Source organism: Ignavibacteria bacterium, assembly GCA_017303675.1.
Classification (GTDB): Bacteria; Bacteroidota; Ignavibacteria; order Tepidaquicellales; family OLB5; genus OLB5.
Map to the genome: position 1 here is coordinate 469,389 of JAFLBX010000002.1, position 23,786 is coordinate 493,174.

General features: G+C 37.9%; 21 protein-coding genes. 7 read left to right on the forward strand and 14 right to left on the reverse strand.

The annotated features are described in order from the left end of the window. Positions 1-69 precede the first annotated feature (69 nt). The 9 genes from J0M37_11505 to J0M37_11545 all read right to left on the reverse strand — a co-directional run bounded on the left by J0M37_11505 (position 70) and on the right by J0M37_11545 (position 8,998). Positions 70-1,305, reverse strand: a complete 1,236-nt coding sequence (locus tag J0M37_11505; protein MBN8585710.1) for an ABC transporter permease — start codon at positions 1,303-1,305, stop codon at positions 70-72. 14 nt (positions 1,306-1,319) lie between these two features. Further along, the gene (locus tag J0M37_11510) at positions 1,320-1,928 is read right to left on the reverse strand and encodes a hypothetical protein (GenBank protein ID MBN8585711.1); all 609 of its coding nucleotides are present in this window, start codon (positions 1,926-1,928) and stop codon (positions 1,320-1,322) included. Between the two features lie 13 nt (positions 1,929-1,941). Beyond that, entirely contained in the window at positions 1,942-2,091 is a 150-nt protein-coding gene (locus J0M37_11515) for a hypothetical protein (protein MBN8585712.1), read from the reverse strand. A 213-nt stretch (positions 2,092-2,304) separates the two neighbouring features. Continuing rightward, positions 2,305-2,559 carry a hypothetical protein gene (locus J0M37_11520; GenBank protein MBN8585713.1) on the reverse strand — a complete coding sequence of 85 codons (255 nt, stop codon included), beginning with the start codon at positions 2,557-2,559 and terminating at the stop codon, positions 2,305-2,307. Positions 2,560-2,773: 214 nt separating this feature from the next. Beyond that, positions 2,774-4,000, reverse strand: a complete 1,227-nt coding sequence (locus J0M37_11525) for an ABC transporter permease (GenBank protein ID MBN8585714.1) — start codon at positions 3,998-4,000, stop codon at positions 2,774-2,776. A 14-nt stretch (positions 4,001-4,014) separates the two neighbouring features. Next, positions 4,015-5,529 (reverse strand): DUF3808 domain-containing protein, encoded by a 1,515-nt coding sequence (locus J0M37_11530; GenBank protein MBN8585715.1) that lies wholly within the window; start codon positions 5,527-5,529, stop codon positions 4,015-4,017. Positions 5,530-5,574: 45 nt separating this feature from the next. Beyond that, positions 5,575-6,297: an ABC transporter ATP-binding protein gene (locus J0M37_11535; protein ID MBN8585716.1), complete on the reverse strand. Its 723-nt coding sequence runs from the start codon at positions 6,295-6,297 to the stop codon at positions 5,575-5,577. A 14-nt stretch (positions 6,298-6,311) separates the two neighbouring features. Continuing rightward, positions 6,312-7,616, reverse strand: coding sequence for an efflux RND transporter periplasmic adaptor subunit (locus J0M37_11540; GenBank protein ID MBN8585717.1), 1,305 nt, complete (start codon positions 7,614-7,616; stop codon positions 6,312-6,314). 38 nt (positions 7,617-7,654) lie between these two features. Then, positions 7,655-8,998, reverse strand: a complete 1,344-nt coding sequence (locus J0M37_11545) for a TolC family protein (GenBank protein MBN8585718.1) — start codon at positions 8,996-8,998, stop codon at positions 7,655-7,657. 199 nt (positions 8,999-9,197) lie between these two features. Here J0M37_11545 and J0M37_11550 point away from each other — a divergent pair, with 199 nt between their 5' ends. Further along, positions 9,198-10,343 (forward strand): PQQ-dependent sugar dehydrogenase, encoded by a 1,146-nt coding sequence (locus J0M37_11550; GenBank protein ID MBN8585719.1) that lies wholly within the window; start codon positions 9,198-9,200, stop codon positions 10,341-10,343. 215 nt (positions 10,344-10,558) lie between these two features. Beyond that, on the forward strand, positions 10,559-10,963 hold the full coding sequence (locus J0M37_11555; GenBank protein MBN8585720.1) for a lipocalin-like domain-containing protein: 405 nt from the start codon (positions 10,559-10,561) through the stop codon (positions 10,961-10,963). Here J0M37_11555 and J0M37_11560 read toward each other — a convergent pair. Further along, complete coding sequence (locus J0M37_11560) at positions 10,960-12,966, reverse strand: DEAD/DEAH box helicase (GenBank protein MBN8585721.1); 2,007 nt, start codon at positions 12,964-12,966, stop codon at positions 10,960-10,962. The genes J0M37_11555 and J0M37_11560 overlap by 4 nt on opposite strands. A 297-nt stretch (positions 12,967-13,263) precedes the next feature. Between J0M37_11560 and J0M37_11565 the strand changes: the two genes are divergently transcribed. The 4 genes from J0M37_11565 to J0M37_11580 all read left to right on the forward strand — a co-directional run bounded on the left by J0M37_11565 (position 13,264) and on the right by J0M37_11580 (position 19,525). Next, positions 13,264-14,565 carry a T9SS type A sorting domain-containing protein gene (locus J0M37_11565; protein MBN8585722.1) on the forward strand — a complete coding sequence of 434 codons (1,302 nt, stop codon included), beginning with the start codon at positions 13,264-13,266 and terminating at the stop codon, positions 14,563-14,565. A gap of 420 nt (positions 14,566-14,985) precedes the next feature. Further along, a complete protein-coding gene (locus tag J0M37_11570) occupies positions 14,986-18,186 on the forward strand; it encodes a PD40 domain-containing protein (protein MBN8585723.1) in 3,201 nt (1,066 codons plus the stop codon). Between the two features lie 267 nt (positions 18,187-18,453). Then, the gene (locus J0M37_11575; GenBank protein ID MBN8585724.1) at positions 18,454-18,954 is read left to right on the forward strand and encodes a DUF1579 domain-containing protein; all 501 of its coding nucleotides are present in this window, start codon (positions 18,454-18,456) and stop codon (positions 18,952-18,954) included. A gap of 7 nt (positions 18,955-18,961) precedes the next feature. Beyond that, positions 18,962-19,525: a DUF1579 family protein gene (locus J0M37_11580; protein ID MBN8585725.1), complete on the forward strand. Its 564-nt coding sequence runs from the start codon at positions 18,962-18,964 to the stop codon at positions 19,523-19,525. 59 nt (positions 19,526-19,584) lie between these two features. Here J0M37_11580 and J0M37_11585 read toward each other — a convergent pair whose 3' ends face one another. The 4 genes from J0M37_11585 to cdd form a co-directional block, all read right to left on the reverse strand. Next, on the reverse strand, positions 19,585-20,853 hold the full coding sequence (locus tag J0M37_11585; GenBank protein ID MBN8585726.1) for a T9SS type A sorting domain-containing protein: 1,269 nt from the start codon (positions 20,851-20,853) through the stop codon (positions 19,585-19,587). A 73-nt stretch (positions 20,854-20,926) separates the two neighbouring features. Beyond that, on the reverse strand, positions 20,927-21,439 hold the full coding sequence (locus J0M37_11590; GenBank protein MBN8585727.1) for an LOG family protein: 513 nt from the start codon (positions 21,437-21,439) through the stop codon (positions 20,927-20,929). Positions 21,440-21,482: 43 nt separating this feature from the next. Then, positions 21,483-22,049: a thymidine kinase gene (locus tag J0M37_11595; GenBank protein MBN8585728.1), complete on the reverse strand. Its 567-nt coding sequence runs from the start codon at positions 22,047-22,049 to the stop codon at positions 21,483-21,485. A gap of 10 nt (positions 22,050-22,059) precedes the next feature. After that, a complete protein-coding gene (cdd, locus tag J0M37_11600; protein ID MBN8585729.1) occupies positions 22,060-22,461 on the reverse strand; it encodes a cytidine deaminase in 402 nt (133 codons plus the stop codon). Positions 22,462-22,587: 126 nt separating this feature from the next. On the opposite strand from cdd, the gene J0M37_11605 reads away from it, so the two are divergent. Further along, a complete protein-coding gene (locus tag J0M37_11605) occupies positions 22,588-23,784 on the forward strand; it encodes a glycosyltransferase family 9 protein (protein MBN8585730.1) in 1,197 nt (398 codons plus the stop codon). Positions 23,785-23,786 lie beyond the last annotated feature (2 nt).

The window sequence follows — 23,786 nt, forward strand, 5'->3', positions numbered from 1 at the left end:
GGTTTACAATAATGTAATTAGTGTAATTTGTGTAATTCGTGGTTAACGCTTTTGATTTTCTATCATATTTTACTCATACCGCAAAGCATCTATCGGATTAAGCTTAGCTGCTTTGAAAGCAGGGTAGGTGCCGAAGATTATACCGATAAGCGAGCATACTATCACGCCGATTGCTACCCAGTCATATGGTATGGTTACAGGGAAACTGAATATTGAGCCCAGCAGGTTACCGATTCCAATTCCAACGGCTATGCCGATAAGTCCCCCTAACTCACATAGCAATATTGCTTCAAATAAAAACTGCGTTAATATATTGCTGCGCTTTGCGCCGATAGCCATCCTGATGCCGATTTCTTTGGTACGCTCAGTTACAGTTACGAGCATGATATTCATAATACCGATTCCAGCCGCTATCAGTGAGATAAATGATATTACACCCGCGCCGTATTTAAAATAGATAGTAAAATTATTAGCTTCGCGTACAAGTGATTCATTCGACCAAATTTCAAAATCATTTTCTTCACCCGGGGGAACTTTCCTTATTTGCCTCATGAGCCCGATAACTTCTTCCTGGGTTTCATCAAGCTGCGCTTTGCTGTATGCTGATACCGTAATGTTAAGTGAGCGGTCTCTGCGCGCGCCGTATATTTTATCCATTGTGTATAATGGAACCAATACAATATTATCCTGACTTTGTCCGAGATTTTCACCTTTAGCTGTAAGTACACCTATAATTGTAAAACGATTTCCGTCAATTTCAATTTCCTTTTCAAGCGGGGAAGTGAATGGGAAAAGCTTATCAACTACTTCCATACCGACTACAGCTATATTTCTGGTTGATTTTACTTCATCTTCCGTGAAAAATCTTCCCTCGTTTAAAGTGTGATTGTTTGCCGGTAAGAACTCAGTTGTTACACCCGCCATTTGAAAGTTAGGATTAGTCTGTCCGCTGCCGTATTTAACTGTTTTACCTCCTGACCAGTCCTCAAGTCCGATATACTTTGGAAGCACTGCAAGCTCTTTAAGCCTATACCCTTCATCAATGGTGATAGGTTTTCGTTTTTCATATTTACGCCATCTGCCGGGTCCGCTAACAAACGATGCCGGCCACTTCTGCACCTGGAAGGTGCTTGTTCCAAGCTGGCTGAGACCGCTATCTATACCTTTTTGCAAAGCATCAAGCAGCGTCATAACCCCGATGATGGAAAATACACCGATAATGATTCCGAGCAATGTGAGTGAAGCCCTGAGTTTGTTTGCCCTGATGGAATTGAGAGCCGAAATTAATGCTTCCTTGATGTTCATCTATTTAGAATAATTTAATCTTCGAAAGTTCGATACCAATTTTTTTCAATTTCCCAGTTATTAGATGGGTCACGCCTCAAAATATTCTGAATACGTTCAATTTCATAAGGATTGTTTGTATAAATTAAATGGGTTGATGGTGAGCTAAAGAAGTTTCTGAATATCCAAAAAGTCACTGTTACATGGTCCGAGCTATCTATTCTGTTTATTACTATATCATTACCCCCATTAGAAATTACCGGGAATTCATATGGTAATTCACAAAGATCCTTACTCCAGCTTACATTTGGATTCAACTGTCTATTTTTTACCATTTGAACTATTTCGATTCTTTTAGAGTAGAAAATGAACCAATCAATCTTTTCAAGAACTTTATTAACTGGATGTGGATAGATTGTTAAAAAGAATAATACTGTAATTAGACCATACTGTATTTTCTTGCTCTTAGTTAAGTTTTCGTCACTTTTTGATATTTTTACTGTTTTTATTATGGCAAATAGCAAGAATATAAAAAGAATTAAAAGCCATTCTAAAGCTAGTAAAAAATATGGGACAAAATAAAAGTTAATTATTGTCAATATGCCCCAAGCAAAAATAATCAATATTGATTTAAGCAGACTCAAACTACATCAATCTCTACCTGTTTTTAACTTTGCCGCTTAAAGATCTTTTAATACTTTTTACGCGGGTTTTTTCTGCCTCTGTTTTATCAGCAGCAGTATCTTTTTTCTTTTTCTTTTTGCGTATAAGCAATTGTGTCGTAGCTGTTGATTTTATTACCGGCATAAAATTATTACTATTTTGTTTTTTCTATCAATCGGGACTAAAGTCCCGAAAGGAGAGGAATTTTTTTTCCCCGACCTGAAGGTCGGGGCTAATCAAAAAAGCAAACAAATTGGTTTTTAAAGTGTTACCCTTTTTTGAGTAGCCACGAGCTTTAGCTCGTGGATTAATAACAAAAAGCATGAGCGGCTTTAGCCGCAATTTCCAAATTAAATTTTACTTTATATAAAAATCTCTTTGGAAAATAAACTGATCCGTTTCAAACTCACATAGATACCTTCCCGGGGGATAAGTGCAATTGCTTGACCTGCAGAATTCCATTTCCCATCTTACCCTGAATACGCCGGCTTTTAATGTCTGGTCATTAATAAGATACATTAGTGTATTACCGCTTGTATCGCTGACAGAAAGCTTGAGGGTCGTTTTTAATGGAATATCGAGATCAACCCTTATGACATACTTTGTCTGCATTTTATCAAGCTTGATGATCACATCGCTGATGTTGTATTCTGCAGGGACGTCCTTCTTTGTCCTGCGAATAACAACATCACTTGTATCTTTATCGATTATCTGTGAAAGTAAATCAGATCCTGTAATTAAAAGAACTAATGAAAAAAATATTTTAAAACATGCTTTAATATTATTATTTCCTTATGAGATCCTTCACTTCGTTCAGGATATATAATTATTCATACCGCAGTGCATCAACCGGGTCAAGCTTTGAAGCTGAGAGGGCAGGGAAGAATCCGGCAACAATGCCCGCAAATGCCGAAATTCCCAGCGCAAGCACAACAACCCACAGCGGCATGACCGTAGGGAGCAATACAGCATTTATAACAAGACTCAACGGGAATGCGATCATAAGTCCAACCAAACCACCGACAACGCAGATAGTAACTGCTTCAATTAAAAACTGCAGCATTATTGTAACGCGCTTCGCACCAATTGCTTTGCGTATGCCAATTTCCTTTGTTCTTTCTTTAACACTTACGAACATGATATTCGCTATACCAATTGATCCAACTATCAGCGAAAGCAAAGTAATTGCAGTTCCTATAGTTTTTATAAGTCCGGTCAATGATTCATATGTCTGCTTAAAAGCTTCCTGCTGGTTTACGCCAAAATCATCTTTTCCGCCTATGGGAATTCTGCGTGCTCTTTTCATAACAGCCCTGACTTCTTCCTTGGTATCTTCAAGAGCTTCAACTGTGGGAGCTTTAACATTAATTGTAAGTGATCTTCTTGTTCCGAAGATCTTAAAAAATTTATTTATGGGAATGATTATCCTGTTATCAAGGCTGAAGAGTCCAAGCATTGAGCCCATTTTTTCATAAGTACCTATTATTTTGAAATTATGTCCGTTTACCTGGATAACTTTACCAATTGGATCGATACCCTGGAAAAATGATTCTTTGATATCATAGCCAATCACACAAACGCCCCAGCCGCCATCTGATTCACGTTTTGTGAAGAACCTGCCCTCATCAACTTCCAGTCCCAGAGTCCGCTGGTATTCCTCAGTCGTGCCAAAAACAGGAATATTTTCGCTTGTAAAATCCTGGTATGTTACAAGTCCGGCAGAGCCAACTGTTGGACAGATTGATTCAGCATTGTTCATATTTTCTGCGAACAATTCGTAATCCTGCCAGGTAATATCGCGCCTGTTGCGGTAAACATCCCAATCTTCTTTTCCGAACCATTCGAATTTCTGTATATAAAGGACATCTGCTCCGACTGCGGAAATACTTTTTTCAAATGCAAGGTTAATTCCTTCAATTGCTGTCTGTAGTGTAGTAACGGTCATAATACCAATCACTATTCCAAGAGTCGCAAGAAAAGACCTTACCTTATTTGCCCTGATGGAATTCAGAGAAATTACGATACCTTCTTTTATTTCAGTAAAAAAATTCAATTTATGAAAGTAGTTTATTTGGAAAGCTCATTTTTGATCTTTCCGTCCATTGAATCCTTGAAATCATATTCATAATCAATATCCTGTGCAATATCAAAATTCTTTTGTGCTTCGGAACGGTTGCCCATTCTTAAATAACATCTTCCTATTTGAAAATAAGCTTCCGGTACAAGCCACTTTTCATTTGCGGGATTTAATGACAGGTTCATTTTAAACTGTTCGATAGCTTTGTTGTAATCCTTCTGTTTGTAATATAACTGGCCTAATCCGTGATTGATCTGGGCTTTAATATCATCGCTGTAGTTTGCTCCGGGTGTATTTAAAAGAGTGTTGTAATCTTTAGCAGCTTCAGTCAATTTTCCGGTTGCACGGTTGTTATCAGCAGCAATTAATAATGAATCAGTAACCGTAAGTGGAACGGCTTCTCTTTCCCTTAGCTTTCTCAGCCAGTATTTTTCCCATTGGTTTTCATCTTTAATATCGGTTCTCGCCCTGCGGTAATATTCCATAGCAGCGTTTCTGTCACCCATCAATTCCAGTGAAACCCCGGTGCTGTAGAGCCTGTTATTCTGGTTATCATCTTTGGTAAGAATTGAAATGAACAGCTTGCCGTATTCCGCTGATTTGGAATAATTGTTCATCCTGAAATAAGCATTACTCAGAGCGCCGTAGGCGGTACGGAAAATTATCTCGTTATTTTTACCTTTATTGTATTCCAGTGATCTTTCATAAGCCTCAACTGCTTCTTTCATTTTATCCTGCTGGGCAAGCAGTCCGCCCCATAACATCCATACTGCGGGACTTTCAGGGTACTTTGTCTTTAATGACTGTGCATAGCCTTCAGATTCAGGATAATTCTCTTCGCGCCATAACATTAAAGTAAGATAAAATTTAGCTTCGCTGTTGGTATATGTACCTTTTTCTGATGCGATCTTTAAAAGCCGTTTTCCTTCATCCCTGTTACCCGAAAATCCGAGAATATCGGTTAGCCACTGAAGCTTTCTTGGAATAAAGCTTGCGAGGTAATTATATACTCCGAGTCCGAGAGCTGCATCATGGTAATTCGGATTTTTTTCAAGTACAAAAGTGAGGTTATTACTGCCGTCCTTAATTTCAGATGCGGCTTTAAGATAGTTTTCACCCATAAATCCAATTGCAAAGGCGCGTATAGTGTAGGTCCAGCCAAGGTATAATCTCGCATCAAGGTCATTTTCATTTTTATCGATAACATTTTCGCATTTTTCAACAAGCTTATCGCTCAGGTTCATAAATGTTTCAAAGTCAGTTTTGTTGCGGGTAAGCATTGCCTTCCAGTAATAAATTGTCTGCTCAAAAAAATGTCCTCTTAGATCATTTGGCGCAGAATTTTTAGCTTCCTGGAATTTAGCAAGAGCTCCCGGAAAATCCATATTGTATTCAGCATCGATACCTTCTGATATCAGTGTATGTATTTTTCCGAAATCCTGAGCAGCAGTATAGCTGCCGATTACCGATAATAAAATAAAAATGTTCAGATACTTTTTTAACAAAATTACCCCTTATGTTTAAATATTGAATATTTGAAAATTGATCTATTAATTTAAAACAGCAGCTGCCTTTTCACTTTTGTATTTTAAACCTTTTTCGGTTTCCTTATCAGTTTCAATAAGTCCGTCACGTAGCCTAATTACCCTGTGAGCGTGTTCTGCAATGAAATCTTCATGTGTTACTAATATAATAGTATTTCCCTGGGAATGCAGGTTATCAAACAATTCCATTATTTCATCGCCTGTTTTTGAATCAAGATTACCGGTTGGCTCATCAGCAAGAATTATAGAAGGCTTATTAACCAGCGCTCTTGCTATTGCAACACGCTGCCTCTGTCCGCCGGAAAGCTCATTGGGTTTATGTTTCATCCTGTCCTGCAATCCTACTTTTACCAGTGCTTCTTCAGCCTGTTCCATTCTTACTGTTTTTGAAAGTCCGGCGTAAATAAGGGGAAGCTCAACATTATGCAATGCGTTTGAACGGGGGAGAAGATTAAAAGTCTGGAACACGAACCCGATTTCTTTGTTTCGAACTGTTGCAAGATCATTATCATCCATTTCACTTACATTCTGCCCGTTTAATTCATAGTAACCCGAAGTTGGAGTATCAAGACAGCCGATAATATTCATCATTGTGGATTTGCCTGAACCTGAGGGTCCCATGATAGCCACATACTCATTTTTGTGAATGGTCATGGAAACACCTTTAAGCGCGTAAAGCTCTTCTGTACCCATTACATAAAGCTTTACAATATCTTTGGTTTTGATTATTTCTTCCAAAACGGTTACTCTTCCTTATCCGTTTTTTTCTTTACTTCATTATCGATCTTAACTATAGAACCTTCTTCAAGCTCTTTGCTTATCGATTTATACGGTCCTTTTACAACAACCTGGTCAGGCTGGAGCCCTTCAAGGATTTCTATGTACCTGTCATCGCTGATACCGGTTTTAACCTGGACCATTTTTACCTTTGTGGGTGAGCCTTCTTCAACCACAAATACAACTTCTTTTGGTTTTTCCTTTTTCTTCAGGTTCTCATCGGATTTCCTTTTAACTTCATCTCCTGAATCTTCTTCCTTCTTTTCATCTTCCCTGGCAGTTACACTTTGAATTGGGATTGTAATTACATCTGCTTTTGAATTTACTTTAATATCAGCATTGCATGACATTCCGGGTTTAAGCTGTACATCCTGATCTATTATTCTTATCTTAACAATAAAATTAATTACCTGCTCCTGTGTGCCGGTACCCTTTGATTTTGCTGAATTGGATATTTCGTAAACATAACCTTTGATAATTCTGTCCGGGAAGGCATCAACTTCAACTTCAGCGGTATCGCCCAGCTTAACGTTGGTAATATCTGTTTCACTAACTTCAATTTCAGCATCCATAGTAGAAAGGTCTGAAACGGTCATAATAACACTGCCTGCCATTTGCTGCGTACCAACAACTTTTTCACCAATTTCATTATTCAATGCGGTAACAATGCCATCCATATTTGCGCGGATAGTGGCTTTCGAAAGATCCTGTGAGCTTTGCTGAAGCAAAGCCTGGTTCTGCCTTACATTAGCATTAGAGCTTTTAACATTTGATACAGCAACATCGTAAGCAATTCTTGCATTATCAAGGTCTGATTGAGATACGAGCCCGCTCTGGAAAAGCTGCTCAGTTCTCTGCAGCTCAAGCTGCGCTTTTTTAAGATTATTTTCTGCTACTTCTACCTGGGTACGTGAATACTGAACGCCTGCCTGCTGCTGGTTAATTCTGGCTCCGTAAGTTTCCGCTTTTATCTTAACAAGCAAGTCGCCTTTTTTAACCGTGTCACCTTCTTTAAAAGGCAGCTGGACAATTTCACCGCTTATCTCAGCTGAAATATCCACCTTGGTTTCCGGGTTAATTGTACCTGTACCTGAAACTACCTGTGTAACATTCCGCTTCATTACTTTTTCAGTCTGAACAGTTACAAGCTTATCTTTTTTACCTGATGCAATAACAGCTACTATTATCAAGATAACAACAACTCCAATTATTGAAAATAACAGGAGCTTTTTGCTTTTCTTTTTCTTTGCTACGGGTTTAATATCTGCCATAAAAATATTATTTAAATTTCTCCTTTAATTCACAAGTATTAATAGCTCAGTAAACCCTGGTAATATTCAAGTGTTTTCTGAGCATTGATAAAATCATATATAAGATTTGATTTATTGATCAAAATATTGTTAAGGTTAGTTGTCGCTGTGTTCACATCCAATACAGTTCCTATACCTACCCTGTATGATTCTTCAGCCAACAGCTTATTCTGCTGCGCATTTAAAAGGCTTCTGTCGGTAATTTCTATCTGTTTAAGCAGTGACCTCAGATCCTGTATTGCTTTTTTGATCTGGAGCTCCGTTTGATTTTTAATAAGCTTTATATCTTCCTGGGCAGATCTGTAATTAATAAGAGCTATTTGCCTCTGGTAATCCTGCTGGAAACCCTGGAAGATCGGGTAGCTTAATGATAAGCCTATTGTGAATGTACGCTGGTTTGTAACGTTATCTATTTTGTCACCGTTCATTGAATACTGTCCGAAGCCAGATAATGTAGGGAAGTATTGAGTTCCCCGTGCAATATCAATATTTGTTTCTAGCAGGTCCAGGTTCTGAATTCTTGCCCTTATATCCTGCCTGTTGTTAAATGCATTTCTTACAAGGTTGTCAGTATTCTGGTTCTGAATGACATAAGCTTCAAGGTTTTCGTAGGCAATTTCTGTATTGAACTCAGCCTGGTTAACTGCATAATTCCGTTCAAGCGGAAGATTAGCATTGTAAGCCAGGTCACTAATGGACTTGTTGAGATTATTCTTTGCCTGCTCTACCAGTAATTCATTCTGTGCTACAATAACATCCTGCTGATAAACATCTGAAAGTGTTCTTCTGCCTACTTCAACAAATATTTTGATCCTATCAAGCTGTGCCCGTGAATCTGCCAGTGTAGCTTCGTTAATAACCACGATCTGCTGGTTTTTAAGTACAGTAATATAGCTGTTGATTATCTTAACAGCGATATCCTGTTTAAGCTGTTTAAGCTGGATCTGATACTGAACTTTTGTCTGTTTGGCAAGCTCAATTCTGTCAAAATTCGCCATTCCGTCAAATAACGTAACATCTGATCTTAGTGATAAAGAAAAATTATTGGATGTTTCATTGCTTTCAGGTATCGGAATGCCGTTCTGGTTTATAAAGCTGTTGTTGATAACGGTATTTGAGCGTGACCAGCCGGTTGTGAACTTTAGATCAGGAAATAAATTTCCGTAATTAGCCCGTAAATTGCTTTCCTGCAGCTCGATCGTGTTTTCAAGTTTGGTTATATTGGGGTCATTTTTGTAAGCGTGCTCAATAGCTTCTTTAAGTGAAACCTGAACAATTTGCGCTGAAATTTCAGCACAAAACAGCATTACAAGCATTATTACTGATAATTTTAGTATCTTCATATAATATTTTGGATAAAGATGCAGCTTTATAGTTTATTAAGACGATAAAATACTTCTTTTAGTTTCAAATTATAAGTCAAAATTTCAATTTTATTGTAAAAATGTGTTACAATTACAGAAATTTAAAACGCAACCTTTTAAGGCAAAACAGTATTTAAATCATTAATTTAGTAGGTTAACTTTAAATATTATTACAGTTATGAACATACTTCTTAATCTGATATTTGCAGCAGCATTTTTTCTTTCTGGCGGATGCAAAGAAAAAAATGATAGCAGGGAAACTGAGCTTAAAAATTCTACAACAGAAAGAACTGAACTAAAAGGGAATACTGTAGAAACTTTCGTTACAGGCCTTGAAGTGCCGTGGAGCATAGTTTTTACATCCGCAAACAGGGTTTTGGTGAACGAGCGGCCCGGAAGATTAAGGGTAATTAATGACGGAAAGCTTGAACAAAACCCGTTAATGACATTTGAAGATGTTTCAAGCGGTTCTGAAGAAGGGCTGATGGGATTAACTCTAGACCCGGGTTACACAGAAAATAAGTTCATATATTTAAGCTACGCTTATGAAAAGAGTGGTGAGCTTGCTGTAAAAGTTGTGAAGTATAAGGATAACGGCTCAGGTATAAGTGACCCGCAGCTGATTTTTGATAATATACCTGCAGAAAAATACCATGCAGGCTGCAGAATAAAATTCGGGCCGGACGGCAAGTTGTATATTACTACCGGCGATGCCGGTGAGAGAAAGCTTGCCCAGGACCTGAGCAAGCTTCACGGAAAAATTCTGAGAATTAACTCTGATGGCTCAATTCCTCCGGATAATCCATTCTCGAATTCGCCGGTGTGGAGCTATGGGCACCGCAATCCGCAGGGAATTGACTGGGTAGCAGGCACTGATATAATGTGGCAGACTGAACACGGTCCGAGCGGGTTTGACGGACCTGGCGGCGGTGATGAAGTGAATGTAATTGTAAAAGGCGGCAATTATGGCTGGCCGGAAGTATCACATACTGAAAGCAGTGAGGGTATGATATCGCCATTATTGGTTTTTACACCCGCAGAAGCTCCGGCTTCGGGTCTAGTTTACAAATCAGGCAAGATAACAGAATTTAAAGATTGCTTCCTCTTTGGCTGCTTAAGAGGTAACGGAATAATTGTGGTAAAGATCGACCCGAATGACAGGAGCAAAGCGCTTTCACACAGTAAAATTGCAACAGAGTATGGCAGGATAAGGGATATAGCAGAGGGTCCGGATGGCTATATTTACTTTTCAAGCAGTAACAAAGATGGAAGGGGCTCACCCAAAACCGGAGATGATAAGATTTACAGAATAATTCCGAATTGAATTTTGCCTCCATATTTTCTCACTTTGAGCCTGTCGAAGGGTGAAATAAGACGATAAAATCCATCCTTCGACAAGCTCGGGATGAGGTAGAAAGCTTGATTGTACATTTTCTCACCCGAAGCTTGTCGAAGGGTATTAAAGCTTGGTTACTTCTTAGTCCTTAAATCTCTTTTAAATATTGCATATATTTGCAATAGTTAATTTAAAGTATATACATGATAAAAGAGAAATTTTTAGGCAGGTGGAAGCTTAAATCAGTAATTGTTCGCCATGAAGATACCATTATTTACCCATTCGGCAGACATGTAAAAGCAATTTTATTTTATGATGAGAAATATATGTCAGCGCAGATAATGATGCCGCATGACCTTCCGCTTGAGCAAATGCCTGAAAAGAAGCTTAAACTGAAAGATCTCGCATGGGCTTTAAAGAACCTGGGTTATATGGGATATTTCGGTCCTTACGAAATAGACGAAGAAAAACATGTAATCAAGCATCATGTTGAAGGAGCCATAGTCCAGAGTCTGGTTGGGGGCACAGAAGTGCGTAAATACCGGTTTGAGCATGGCGAAATGATACTTTCAGCGGGACCAATGGAGCTTAGGTGGATGAGGGCTTAATCACTTTCTATTATAACTTCACACTCAGGCAGTGAATGGATAAAATGTTTGCCGTAGGGTTTCTTTAATATGCGGCTATCTAAAATGCAGATTATTCCTTCATCGTTTCTGCTGCGTATCAATCGGCCCACACCCTGTTTAAACTTTAATATAGCTGTTGGCAATGAATAATCCATGAATGGATTACCGCCTTTCTGCAAAATGAACTCCAGCTTGGCTTCTATGACAGGGTGGTCAGGCACTTCGAAGGGAAGCTTTGTTACAATCACATTGCGCAGGCTGTGACCCGGAATATCAACACCCATCCAGAAACTGTCCACTCCGAATAAAACTGAATTTTCATCGTCACGGAATTCCTGCAATATTCGGTTATTAGGCATGCCGTTATGCTGCGCGTATAAATTAATTCCTTCACCTATAAACTCTTCAAGCAGCCTGTTGTATGCTGTTTTTAGCAGCTTATTGCTGGTAAAAAGCACAAGTGCTCCGCCGCTGGTTTTTTTAACACACTCTTTGATCTTACCTGTAAGTATCTTTTCAAAATCACTTTCATTCAGTATATCACTTATCTTATACTTCGGGGTCTTTTCCGGTTCCGGTATATCCTTATATACATGAATCTTCATCTGCCTGCTGTAATCAAACGGAGTTTCAATAATTTCGCTTCTGATCTCTTCTGCGCCAACGGTATTTTTAAAGAATTCAAGGTTGTTGTTTGTAGAAAGTGTTGCAGATGTCATTACACACTGCCTGTTCTTAGCGAAAACATTTTCGCGGAAGTATTCCGCCATATCTATTGGAGAAATACAAAGATCTATATTGTTCCTTGCCCTGCCTTTATATTCAACCCAGTAAACATATTCATCGCTTTTCTGCTCGAGGAAAAATATCAGATTGTTCCGTATCCTTGTGAACTTTGTAAAGTAATTCTTTATTTCATCTTCCTCGATATCATTCTTAGCCAGGGGAGTTGCTTTTTTCAGTTCAATGGTAAGCTCCAGCAGTGAGTTCATCAATTCAGTGCCAAGAGGAACAGGCTTTTTTATCCTGATCGCGCTTTTATGCGCCTGCGCATGATATACATCGTTTACATGTGAGTGCAGCATTTTAAAAAAATGCTCATTATCCTGGTAAGTTATCTCAATGGCTTTTTTAAGGCGGTCAGCCTGTTTCATTGAAAAAAATCCTTTTTGTGTACGGGGATTGTATAACTTATTCAGCCAGAACCTTATCTGCTCTTTTGATACTGAAGGTGAAACTCGCTCTGCGGCAATTTGTTCAACAGTATGAGCTTCATCGAAGATAACAAAATCATTAAAGTATAGATAACCTTCGGAATCCCGCTCATAAAATCCGAACAGTGTAAAAAACAGATGGTGATTCAATACCAGTACATCGGCATCCTTCATTCTTTGTTTAGCCTGCTGGTAGTAACAGTTAATATCAGCTCCGCCGCAGGATTTCTGCGTGCATACTCCTTCTTCAGCGAAAATTTCACTCCACACAGTATCATCAACAGGGAAGGGTATATCCTGCCTTGTTCCTTTGCCTTCCTTATTCACAAAATCATATATCTTCTGCAGTGTCTGCTGTTCGCTTGTCATAAACAATGAATTCTTTTCGATCATTGCCTTGTTCAGGCGCTTGGTGCAGATGTAATTGTTCCGTCCTTTTAAGATCTCGTACTTAAACTCAACAGGCAGTATTCTGGCAAGTGCGGGAATATCTTTATTAATGAGCTGTTCCTGCAGGTTGATAGTGCAGGTAGAAATTATAGCTTTCCGTTCATTCTGCAGCGCGTATAATATCGAAGGTACTAAGTAGGCAAGGGACTTGCCAACGCCAGTAGGCGCTTCAATGATGTTATGCTCGGCTGATTCCAGTGAATCAGCTATACTTACAGCCATTTGCTGCTGCTGTGAGCGGTATTCAAAGCCTTCAAGTTGAGAAAGCAGCCCGGAAGGGGAGAAGATCTCTTTGATTTCATTGGTAAAATCAGACATATTTACAAAGATGTAAATAATGCCGTAAAAATGTTAGGGAATAATTTCTATTGAAGGCATTTGCTTTTTCAGATTTCTTGTATTATATTTGAAATAGTAAAACTAAACTAATCTATCTAAAACAGATCGAACAGAAAAATACCTTTTTAAAATTTTTCTAAATTAATCATAAATTATCTCAACAAAATTTTACCCGTTTAAATTAATTATTTAATTTAATAAAGGAGAAAATACATTTAAATTTTATACTGGCTTGGTATAATCCGTGGCCGCAATGTAAAATTATGGAGGTAATTTATGAAACGGACTCATCTTAATGAAATCCTTTCATTGTTTCTGCTTTTAGTAATATTTTACTTTCCCGCTAAAATTTCAGCTCAATGGACTCAGCAAGTTTCCGGGACTGATTTTTTTCTCACAGCAGTTTATTTTCTAAACGAAAATACAGGTTTGATCGGTGCAGGTGCGCCATTACCTTTAACAAGCAATTTTTACGGAGGTGAAATTATCAGGACCACCAATGGCGGTACGAACTGGCAAAGAGTTCTACTGGATAGTAACCTGAGGGTTAAAAGCTTCAGCTTTTTTGACCAAAATACAGGGTACGCTGTTGGCGGTTCATATGCAACTTACGGCAAAATCATGAAAACAACTAATGCAGGGCTGAACTGGTTTACTTACCTGGAAAATAATCAGCCCGGAAGTTACTATCACTTTTATAATTTATATTTTGCAAACGATAATACCGGTTTTGTTTCAAACCAGCTTGGCGTTTACAGGACCAATAATGCCGGTACTAACTGGAATTTATGTCTGAACGCCAGTGATTATGCCTATGGTTATTTATCTTTTAAGAAATTACATTTTTTTGATGTCAACACAGGCATATTTTTATCTGATAGCGGAAAGATTTACAAGACCACAGATTCCGGTTCAAACTGGAGCATCAGCTATGTAGATCATTTAACCAGTTTCAAAGATATTACTTTTTCAAACAGTAATACAGGTTTCGCTGTGGGTCTTGAGGGAAAATTCTACCGGACAACTAACAGAGGCACATCTGGGCAGCAAGCAGATCTTGGAACTAATGAATCATTTTACGCGGTCAGATTTCCAAACTCACTTACAGGATATCTTACAAAGGATCAAGGTGTTTTAAAGTCAACAGACGGCGGATCAACCTGGCAGCAGATCATGCAGCTTAATACTGATACATTGTTCTCGGTATATTTCTTAACACAGGATATAGGTTATGTTGCAGGAACAAAAGGTAAAGTTTTTAAAACTATAACCGGGGGAGTATTAGGTATTAACCAAATTTCAAATGAAGTGCCTAAAGAATATTTACTTGAACAGAATTATCCCAATCCTTTCAATCCTTCAACAATTATTAAGTTCTCAATACCTAAGCTCTCAAAAGTAAGATTAGCTATTTATGATTTGCTTGGGCGGGAAGTAGAATCACTGGTGAATAGTCAGCTTACACCAGGAATATATGAAGTGAACTGGAATGCTGCAAAATTTTCAAGTGGTATTTATATGTACAGGCTTGAAACTAATGATTTCAGCATGGTAAAGAAAATGTCCTTAATAAAATAAGTATCCTTTATATACCTTACATCATTGGAAAGATACCTTACATCATTGGGGCAACCTTAACAACTGGGAAAACCTTAAATTTAAGAACCTTATACAATTGAGAAGAAACCTTACAGTTTTGGGTGAACCTTACTAACAGAAATAACTTGCACCCTTATTGTGGCGCCATATCAGGGGCGGATAAATTCTGCCCCTTTACTTTTTGTTGAAATACATTTAAATTTGTTAATAATTAAAACTACATTATAGCATACAAATCTACCCGTTTTATTTAAATTATCAAATTTTCGATATTTTTTAGCATTGATATAACTGTCATTTTCAGTTAATCTTGTCTTTTTCGTTCCCCGGGTTCACGGGAAACGGAATTGACCTGTTATTTTGTTTATAAACTAAATACGCTAATTTTATTTTATTTTTATGATATCAAGAATCCTGTTATTAATACTGCTTGTTTCAGCCGTTACATATTCACAGTTTGAGCCGAACCCTGAGCTTGAATGGTTCACAATAGAAACCGAACACTTTTACATTCATTACCATAAAGGAACAGAAAGAACAGCTAAGCTTACAGCAAAAATTGCGGAAGAAGTTTACGGACCGATAACTTCATTATATAAATATGCCCCGGAAGATAAAACTTCATGGATCATAAACGATGAATCGGATATTTCCAACGGCGCAACTGATTATTACGGCAACAGGATAGAAATTGCATCAGCTTCGCTTGATTTTGATCTTCGCGGCACACACAACTGGCTAAGGAATGTTATAACTCACGAATATACCCATGTTATACAGGTTCAGGCTTCAATGAAATTTTCAACTAAATTCCCTTCATTATACCTGCAGTTCCTGAATTATGAAAAAGAACGCAGGCCGGATGTTTTATACGGCTATCCCAATACAATTATTTCTTATCCGATCTCGGGAGTTGGAGTTCCTGCATGGTTCGCTGAAGGTACAGCCCAATACCAGCGCCAGCAGCTTGGTTACGATTACTGGGACGCGCACAGAGATATGATACTGCGTATGCGTGTACTAGGCGATAATATGCTTACATGGGAAGAAATGGGACAGTTTGCCTCTGTGACAACATATAAAGCAGAATCAATTTATAATTCAGGCTTTGCGCTATCAAGATATATCGCTGAGAAATACGGCGAAGATAAGCTTCGCGAGGTATCTGAAAATTTGGGTGACCTGACAAGATTAAATTCCGAAGGAGCTTTCAAAAAGGCAATCGGCAAATCAGGCAGCGATCTTTATGATGAATGGAAAGCATTCCTGAAACAGGACTACAAGAACCGTGTTGAAGGCATTAAAAGCCACCAGGTGGAAGGTAAAATTATAGCTGATGTTGGTTTTGCAAATTATTACCCGCAGTTCTCTCCTGACGGGAAAAAGATAACATACCTTTCAAACAAAGAGTATGATTACGGTTCAACTTCTATGTTCATCCATAATACATCAGGTTCAGGGGATGATGAAATGCTAATAGCCAGCGTCAGCGGTTCTTATGACTGGTCTGCAGACGGCAAAAAGATAATATTTTCACGCAGGAATAAGCCGAATATTCATGATGCTGTTGTTTTTGACCTGTTTGAGTACGATGTTTCAAAAGAAGAAGAAACCCAGCTTACAAACGGTTTAAGAGCACATGCACCTGCTTATTCAGGTGATGGTAAATGGATCTGCTTTGTAAGAAATTATGACGGAACACAGAACTTATTTATAGCACCGGCTCCGAACGGCAAAAAAATAGAAAAAAGGAATATTAAACAGATCACCACATTCACCAATGGTGAACAGATATACGCACCAAGGTGGTCACCGGTGAACAACAATATTGTATTTGATTACAGCAAAGAAGGTTCGAGGCAAATTGCAGAAATAAATGTTGATAACGGGGAAATATTTTTTATTTTCAGTGATCCAAACGCAGATTTTCGCAGTCCCGTATATACCAGAGACGGCGCATCAATAGTTTTCGCATCAGATATTACCGGAATATACAATATTTATAAGTATGACCTGATCAACAATGCAAGGATGACAAAGGAAAGCAGTACGGCATTTATGCAGCAGCTAACCAATGTTATTGGCGGAGCATTTATGCCGTCTGTTGATAGTGAAAAAAACCTGACTTTTGCTTCATGGCAAACAGGCGGCTACAAAATCAATGAACTGAAAAATTATACTGAGTTTGATACTATTATTGCTGAAAAGAATGCAAAATATAACAGACCCGATAAGCTGATCCAAAAATATGAACAGGAAAACAGCGATAACTCATCACTTGCAAAAAACAAGTATGATTTTCTGAAGCTGAAAAACTTCAAAGATGACAGTGTTAAATCATACACATCTACCAAATACAATAACGTTGCAACACCGCTGTTCATAATACCTGTTCTAAGATTTGATAATTATACAAAAGACGGTAAATTTCTTGATATAATAAAACCAGGTTTATATTTTTATTCTTCTGATGTTTTAGGCAGGATGGGAATATTCGGAGGTGCATCAATTAACAGGAAATTTGAAAGGGATCTTTTCCTGCAGTTTGATTATAACAACGGTGTTCCGTTCTTAAAAGACCTGTTCCTTAAAAAACTAGGGTTTTCACCTTCGTTCCAGCTTGCAGGGTATAATGTTACAAGGAAAACTGAAGCTGACCTTGTTGCGGGACTTGATACAATACCCGTTGATGTGACTTATGACCTGCTTCAGTTTGAGTTTGGTATGGGCTTTAAAATCATTAATGCCAACCATAACATGCGGGCCGGATTCACATTCTCATCCTATTCATCAAAGCTGAGCACATTTATTATTCCTTCTATAAACAGGCAGGTATCGGCTTCATCAACTAATTATTTTACAGGCAGGGATCTTTCATTAACCTATTCATACAGCTCATTTCTTCCAAATAAGAATGATGATATAAATCCAATAGGCCGTTATTTCAGGCTGAAATATGATTACGAGATAAATGATCTTAATCCTGAGCTTGTTATAGATGACCAGGGCAATGTAACTGAAGCATTTGAAAAAGCTAAATTCCACCGTTTGGAAGGAGACTTGCTGCAGGGCTTCGGATTATTCAACAATTCACATTCTTTAAGCCTAAGGCTGCGGGCAGGTACTATTTTCGGTCCTGAGCAGGATAATTTCTTTGATTTTTACGCAAGCGGCTTCCCGAACATGAAAGGATATCCATTTTATGCAATAGGTGGCAACAGGTACGCTACTGCGAATTTGACATATAGATTCCCGTTGGCAACAAACCTTGATTTCAAGTTCCTCCAGTTCTATTTTGATAAGCTGTATTTATCAGTTTACGGAGATATCGGTAATGCATGGTATAACAAAGCTACCAAGCTTAAAGAAATGAAAAAAGATGTTGGTTTCGAACTCAGGCTTCTTACATATTCATATTATGTGTATCCAACTGCTTTTACATTCAATGCCTCATATGGTCTAGATGAGTTTTCAAGGATATTTCCTTCAACTACCGGTGAGCAAAAAACCGTTACTTACGGTAAAGAATGGCGTTTCTATTTTACAATGCTGTTTGGATTTGATTTTCTGGTCGAAAATATAAATAAGATCAGATTTTAGCAGGTAAATTTTAAATTATCTCACAATTTTCTGCTAAATAGCTTTAAAACATTTTAAAAGGAGTTTTGTAAATATATTTATATTTATGAACTCCTTTTGGTTTATCAGATAACATTAAAAAAAACGGTAATTGATCAGGTTAAACATAAATAATACTTTAGTTTTAGTAATTTCATACTTTAGTATGAAGGTTTTAATGGGTTTTCAGGTTATTTTTGCAGGTATAAAATTATTTAAAAATTTATAAATCATAATATAAAAAATATAATGGCAAAATTTAAATTCAGTGAATCAATAGCAGGGGGAGTTCATAAACAGCTGAAGGAGCTGGAAGGTGAGTGGGAAGGTACTGCAAAGACATGGTTTGAACCGGATGTAATAGGGGATGAATCCCCGGTAACCGGAAAATTCACCTCAGTTTTAGGCGGCAGATTTTTGCTGCATGAATATACAGGTTCAATGCAGGGTAAAACCCTTGAAGGAATCACAATTTACGGTTTTGACTGTATGCGGGGAGTTTACCAGTCAGTTTGGGTTGATAGTTTCCACATGGGTACGGCAATTATGCACTCAGAAAGCAAGCCTGGTTCAGAAAAATTTGATGTTATGGGGTATTATGATACCAATGAAGAAGGCACTGCTAAATGGGGGTGGAGAAGTGAAATGGAAATTTCAGATAACAACAATATAATTTTAACTGCTTATAACGTAACCCCAACTGGCGATGAAGCAAAAGCTACAGAAATTATTTATAAACGTAAAATTTAACATAAATATGAAAATTCTCAAATCAATAATAATTGTTTTAATGCTCATAAGCTCCGCAGTAATAAAAGCGCAGTCAGAAAATGATGAAGCAATGAAAATTGCTGGTCCGGCACCTGAGCATGACCTGATCAAAAAGCTTGATGGAAAATGGAATGTTGAGTTTAAATATGATTTTGGGGGCGGAATGGTAATGGAAGGCAAAGGAACTGCTGAAGGGAAAATGATACTTGGCGGAAGGTTTATGAACTTTGAGCAGAATACTGAATCAATGGGTATGAAAATTGCAAGCCTGAGCATTTTAGGTTATGACCGCAGGGTCAATAAGTATACTTACTACGGAATTGATGAAATGGGCACTTATGCAGTTACCGGTGAAGGTGACTATAACAAAGATACTAAAATTCTCACGCTAAGCGGTTCAACTATAGATCCTTCAGGGAAAACAAGTGAAGTCCAGGAGTATAAATTTATATTTGAATTTGTAAACGAACAGGAAATAAAATGCAGCGTAGTTTTTAAAATGCCTGATAACACGGAAAAAGCAATTGTGAATATAAAATATTTTAAATAAACAAAAAAGCGTCATTGGAAAATGACGCTTTAAATTTTTCAATAATCATAATACAAGTATCATTTCACAAGTATCATTTTTTTTGTATCTGTAAAGCTGCCAGTCTCCAAACGGTAAAAATAAACACCGCTTGGGTATTCGGCTGCATTCCAGTCAACTTCAAAAGTCCCGGCTTCCAATTTATTGTTCAGCAGCTCTTTTACAGCTTTCCCGCTGATATCGAAGATATTTATTTTTACACTACCTGACCGCTTTATATCAAAGCGGAATTTTGTAACCGGGTTAAAAGGGTTAGGATAGTTCTGGTGTAATTTAAATGATACCGGAATTTCGGATGAAATAGTACTGATACCAAGAGATAGAAAATATGTCCTTGATATACCGCCGTTATCCCTGGTTGCAAATACCGCTCCGCTGAAATAACCGTTCCTTTCGATTGTCATATAAGTATAATTCCCGTTAGGTGCTGTGTAATCAAGCTGCCATATATTGGTATTATGGGGATTTAAATAAATCTTATTATCGCTTCTAATTGCCCAGTTGAACCGTGAGTGCGCGCTGCCTGTTACAGCGATAATGTTTCCGCTGCCGGGTATAGATTCGATGTTCCAGTTACTGCCGCTGTTAAATGTTCTAAGCAGGTTACTGCTTCCTGTAAGGCCTATATTAAAATCAAAATCAAACCATAAAGAAGCTGAATTTTTTTCACTGCCTGTTGATTGAACCTGCCATGTAGCGCTGTAATCCGGGGTTTTGTATATTTTAAAATTATCGGTGCCAAACCATATTTTATCACCTGCAGCCCAAAGTGAATTGTTAAAACCTTTTTCGCTTCCGTTCTGCGCTAAATAGCAGCCTGTGGAATCCCATGAATTACCGCCATTGATAGTTTTCCAGATCGACCATCTTCCGCCGACCGGGTCGCCAACCAGCATTCCGGTATTTCCATCAATAAAATGAAGGGCGTTGAATTTACCGGAAGCCTGCTGATGAACAATATTCCATGTTATGCCACCATTAATTGTTTTGTAAAGGTATGCTGTGGAGCCATCAATACCGGAGCAAAGAACAATATTTTCATTAATGCAGAAAATATGGTTCAGGCTTGCAGAAAGGGGAATACCTGATTGATTTCCGTTTTGCCAGCTATCACCCATATTACTGCTTTTAATTACTGTACCGCCTGCTCCGCATGCCCATGTACACAGGTCTTTAACAGAGCTTATCGAATTAAGCCGGGTTGTTACGCCTGAATTCAGCTCAACCCATTGAGCAGATGAATAATTTACGATAATAATGAGTAATAAACATGTAAGACTTTTAAGCATAATTGTTTCCTCCGGGAATTTCTTCTAAATTAAGGTTAAAAAAATTTAATTAAAAGATTTAAAACAAAATTTATTAAATATATTGCTTTATCTCTTCCGGTTCATTAATGAAATGAATCTGTTCATTTAAGAGTTTTTCCAGGTCCGAACTTTCACTTTGAAGAGTTAGCAATGTATTTTTCCAGAAATCACTGTAAAAGAACATTTTTTTAGCCGGCATTGATTTTTTATACATTAATTCCAGCACTACCGATAGTTCAACCAGTGTACCTGTACCGCCTTTGAATACAATATAAGCATCAGCTTTATGAATTAGGGTTAGGATTCTTGCCATTAAGTTCTCAGAAAGTATAAATTCCGATAAATACTGGTTAGGAGAGATATCCCGCCCTTTTAATCCAATACCGATAGTCTTACCGCCTGCTTCAAATGCTCCTTTTGAAATTGCTTCCATAGAGCCGCCATAACCGCCACAGCAGACTGAATAGCCGGATTCTGCTAAATATTTACCGATCGTTTCGATTTCTTTATAAAACGGCTCATTTGGTGCTATAAAAGCTGTACCGAATGATGTAATGGTTTTCAAAAGACCTCCACAGTACCTTCAATAATCATAATGTTATATTTTTTTAATCTACCGGCTCTTCATAGCAGCTTCTGCAGCGTGCTTCATATAGGTCGGTAGCGCCAACCAAAACCCTGTCACCGGTGTTTGAAATACGCTGCGTTCGGTTGGCAGGTGCGCCGCATTTAACGCAAATGGCAAGTGTTTTGGTTATATATTCCGCAATAGCCAGAAGCTGTGGGATAGGCTCAAATGGTATTGCCCTGTAATCAGTATCAAGGCCAGCGACAATTACACGTTTACCCTGTGCGGCAAGCTTTTGGCATACTTCCACCAGGTATGAATCGAAGAATTGGGCTTCATCCACTCCAATAACATCGGCTTCAGCGGAAAAAAGGAGTATCTGCTCTGCTGTTTCAACAACAGTGCTGGGTATTTTTTGCTCGCTGTGTGATACTATCTCATTTTCACTGTACCTGTTATCAATTTTGGGTTTAAAGATTTCAACCCTTTGTTTGGCAATCTGCGCGCGCCTTAGCCTTCTGATAAGCTCTTCAGTCTTTCCGCTGAACATACTGCCGCAGATTACTTCAATTTGCCCTGACATTTTTTTGTTTTCTAAATCGTACATATTTTTTACTTTATACTTTATTCAGCTTAAAATAATTTGGTATAATATCTTTTAAAATAAAGCTTTTAATCTCTTTCTTTTTAGTAATTAATATTACTTCCATGTTAGGGTTAAATTCAACCAACGCCTGGCGGCATAAGCCGCATGGATAAATGAACTCATTTGAACTGGTAGCAACAGCAATGGCTTTAAACTTCTTTTCTCCCCCTGAAATAGCACCGAAAATTGCTGCCCGTTCTGCGCATACAGTTAACGATAAGGCATCGAATTCAACATTTGTACCTGAAAATACCTTGCCGTTAACACTAAGCAGCGCACTTCCTACTTTGAATCCGGAATGAGGCGAGTGTGAGTTTTTTAAAACACTCAAAGCTGATTTTATCAGCTTGTTTTTCTGCAGTTTAGTTATCATTTCGATTTATTTGAATACAAAATACATATAATTTTTGCATTTTGGAACGTAAAAACTTAAATCAGGTTGTAAATATAGATAGCTGAATTGATATAAAATATATATTTAATTATCTTTCATATACTGATGCGTAGAAAAAAGATCTTCAGGTTTTTTGACCGGTATTTTGGGATACCCCTTGTGCTTTTTTTAGCTTTATTTACAAGGAGAAAAAGACGCTTACCCATAGAAGACATACAGAATATTTTATTTATAAAACTTGCCGCTATTGGTGATGGTATTTTATTGATACCTACCTTAAGGAAGCTTAAAAATTCATTTCCTAAGGCTAAAATTACCTTTATGTGCAGCGATATAAACTTATCTGTAATTCAAAAAATACCGTACGTTGACAGAATTATTAATTGCCGGGTATATGATTTCCTTAAAAATCCCGTAAATTTTTACAGATTTGTAAAGGAATTACGTAAAACCAAGTATGAAGTAGTAATTGATGCGGGACAGTGGGAAAGGATCAATTCAATTATTACAATTTTTACAAAAAGGGATTATTCCATCGGATTCAGAACAAAAGGGCAGTGGAAGCATGTTGTTAATGATGCGGTAGCTGCGCACAGCAGGACAAAGCATGAAGTTGAGAACTTTATGGATCTGCTGATTCCGCTTGGTATTGTCCCGATTAGCGGTGAATATAACTTTGATGAGCTTCAGCTTGAGTTTTTCCTTAAACCTGAACACAGAAAGTTCAGGGATGATTTCTGGAAAGAACACGGGCTGGAAGATAAAACGGTAATTTGTTTCCACCCCGGATGCGGTGAGAACGGCAAACCACGGGAATGGGCTCTGGAAAATTACATTAATGTCGGCAAAAGGCTTCATGATGCAGATAAAAACCTGGTAATAATTATTACCGGCACTGAATTTGAAAGGTATTTATGCGATCCGCTTCACGAAGCGTTAAAGGATTATTCGATAAATACTGCGGGTAAATTCACTCTGGAACAATCAGCCGCGTTGGTTGAAAGAGCGAAACTGATGTTATGCAGCAACACCGGTATCCTGCATGTGAGCACATGTGTAGGTACAAGGACGATAGGGCTTCACGGTCCGACAAATCCTGTTAAATGGGGAGCATATAACAAAAATGCTGTAACCATCCAAAGCAGTAAATACTGTTCACCGTGTTTATACCTGGGGCATGATTACGGCTGTAATGAACCTACCTGCATGAAGGAGATAACTTCAGACGAAGTTTATATGGAGATAAGAAAAGCTTTAAGACCGGAACTATTTTTAAATATATTACAAGTACAGGAGAATTAAAC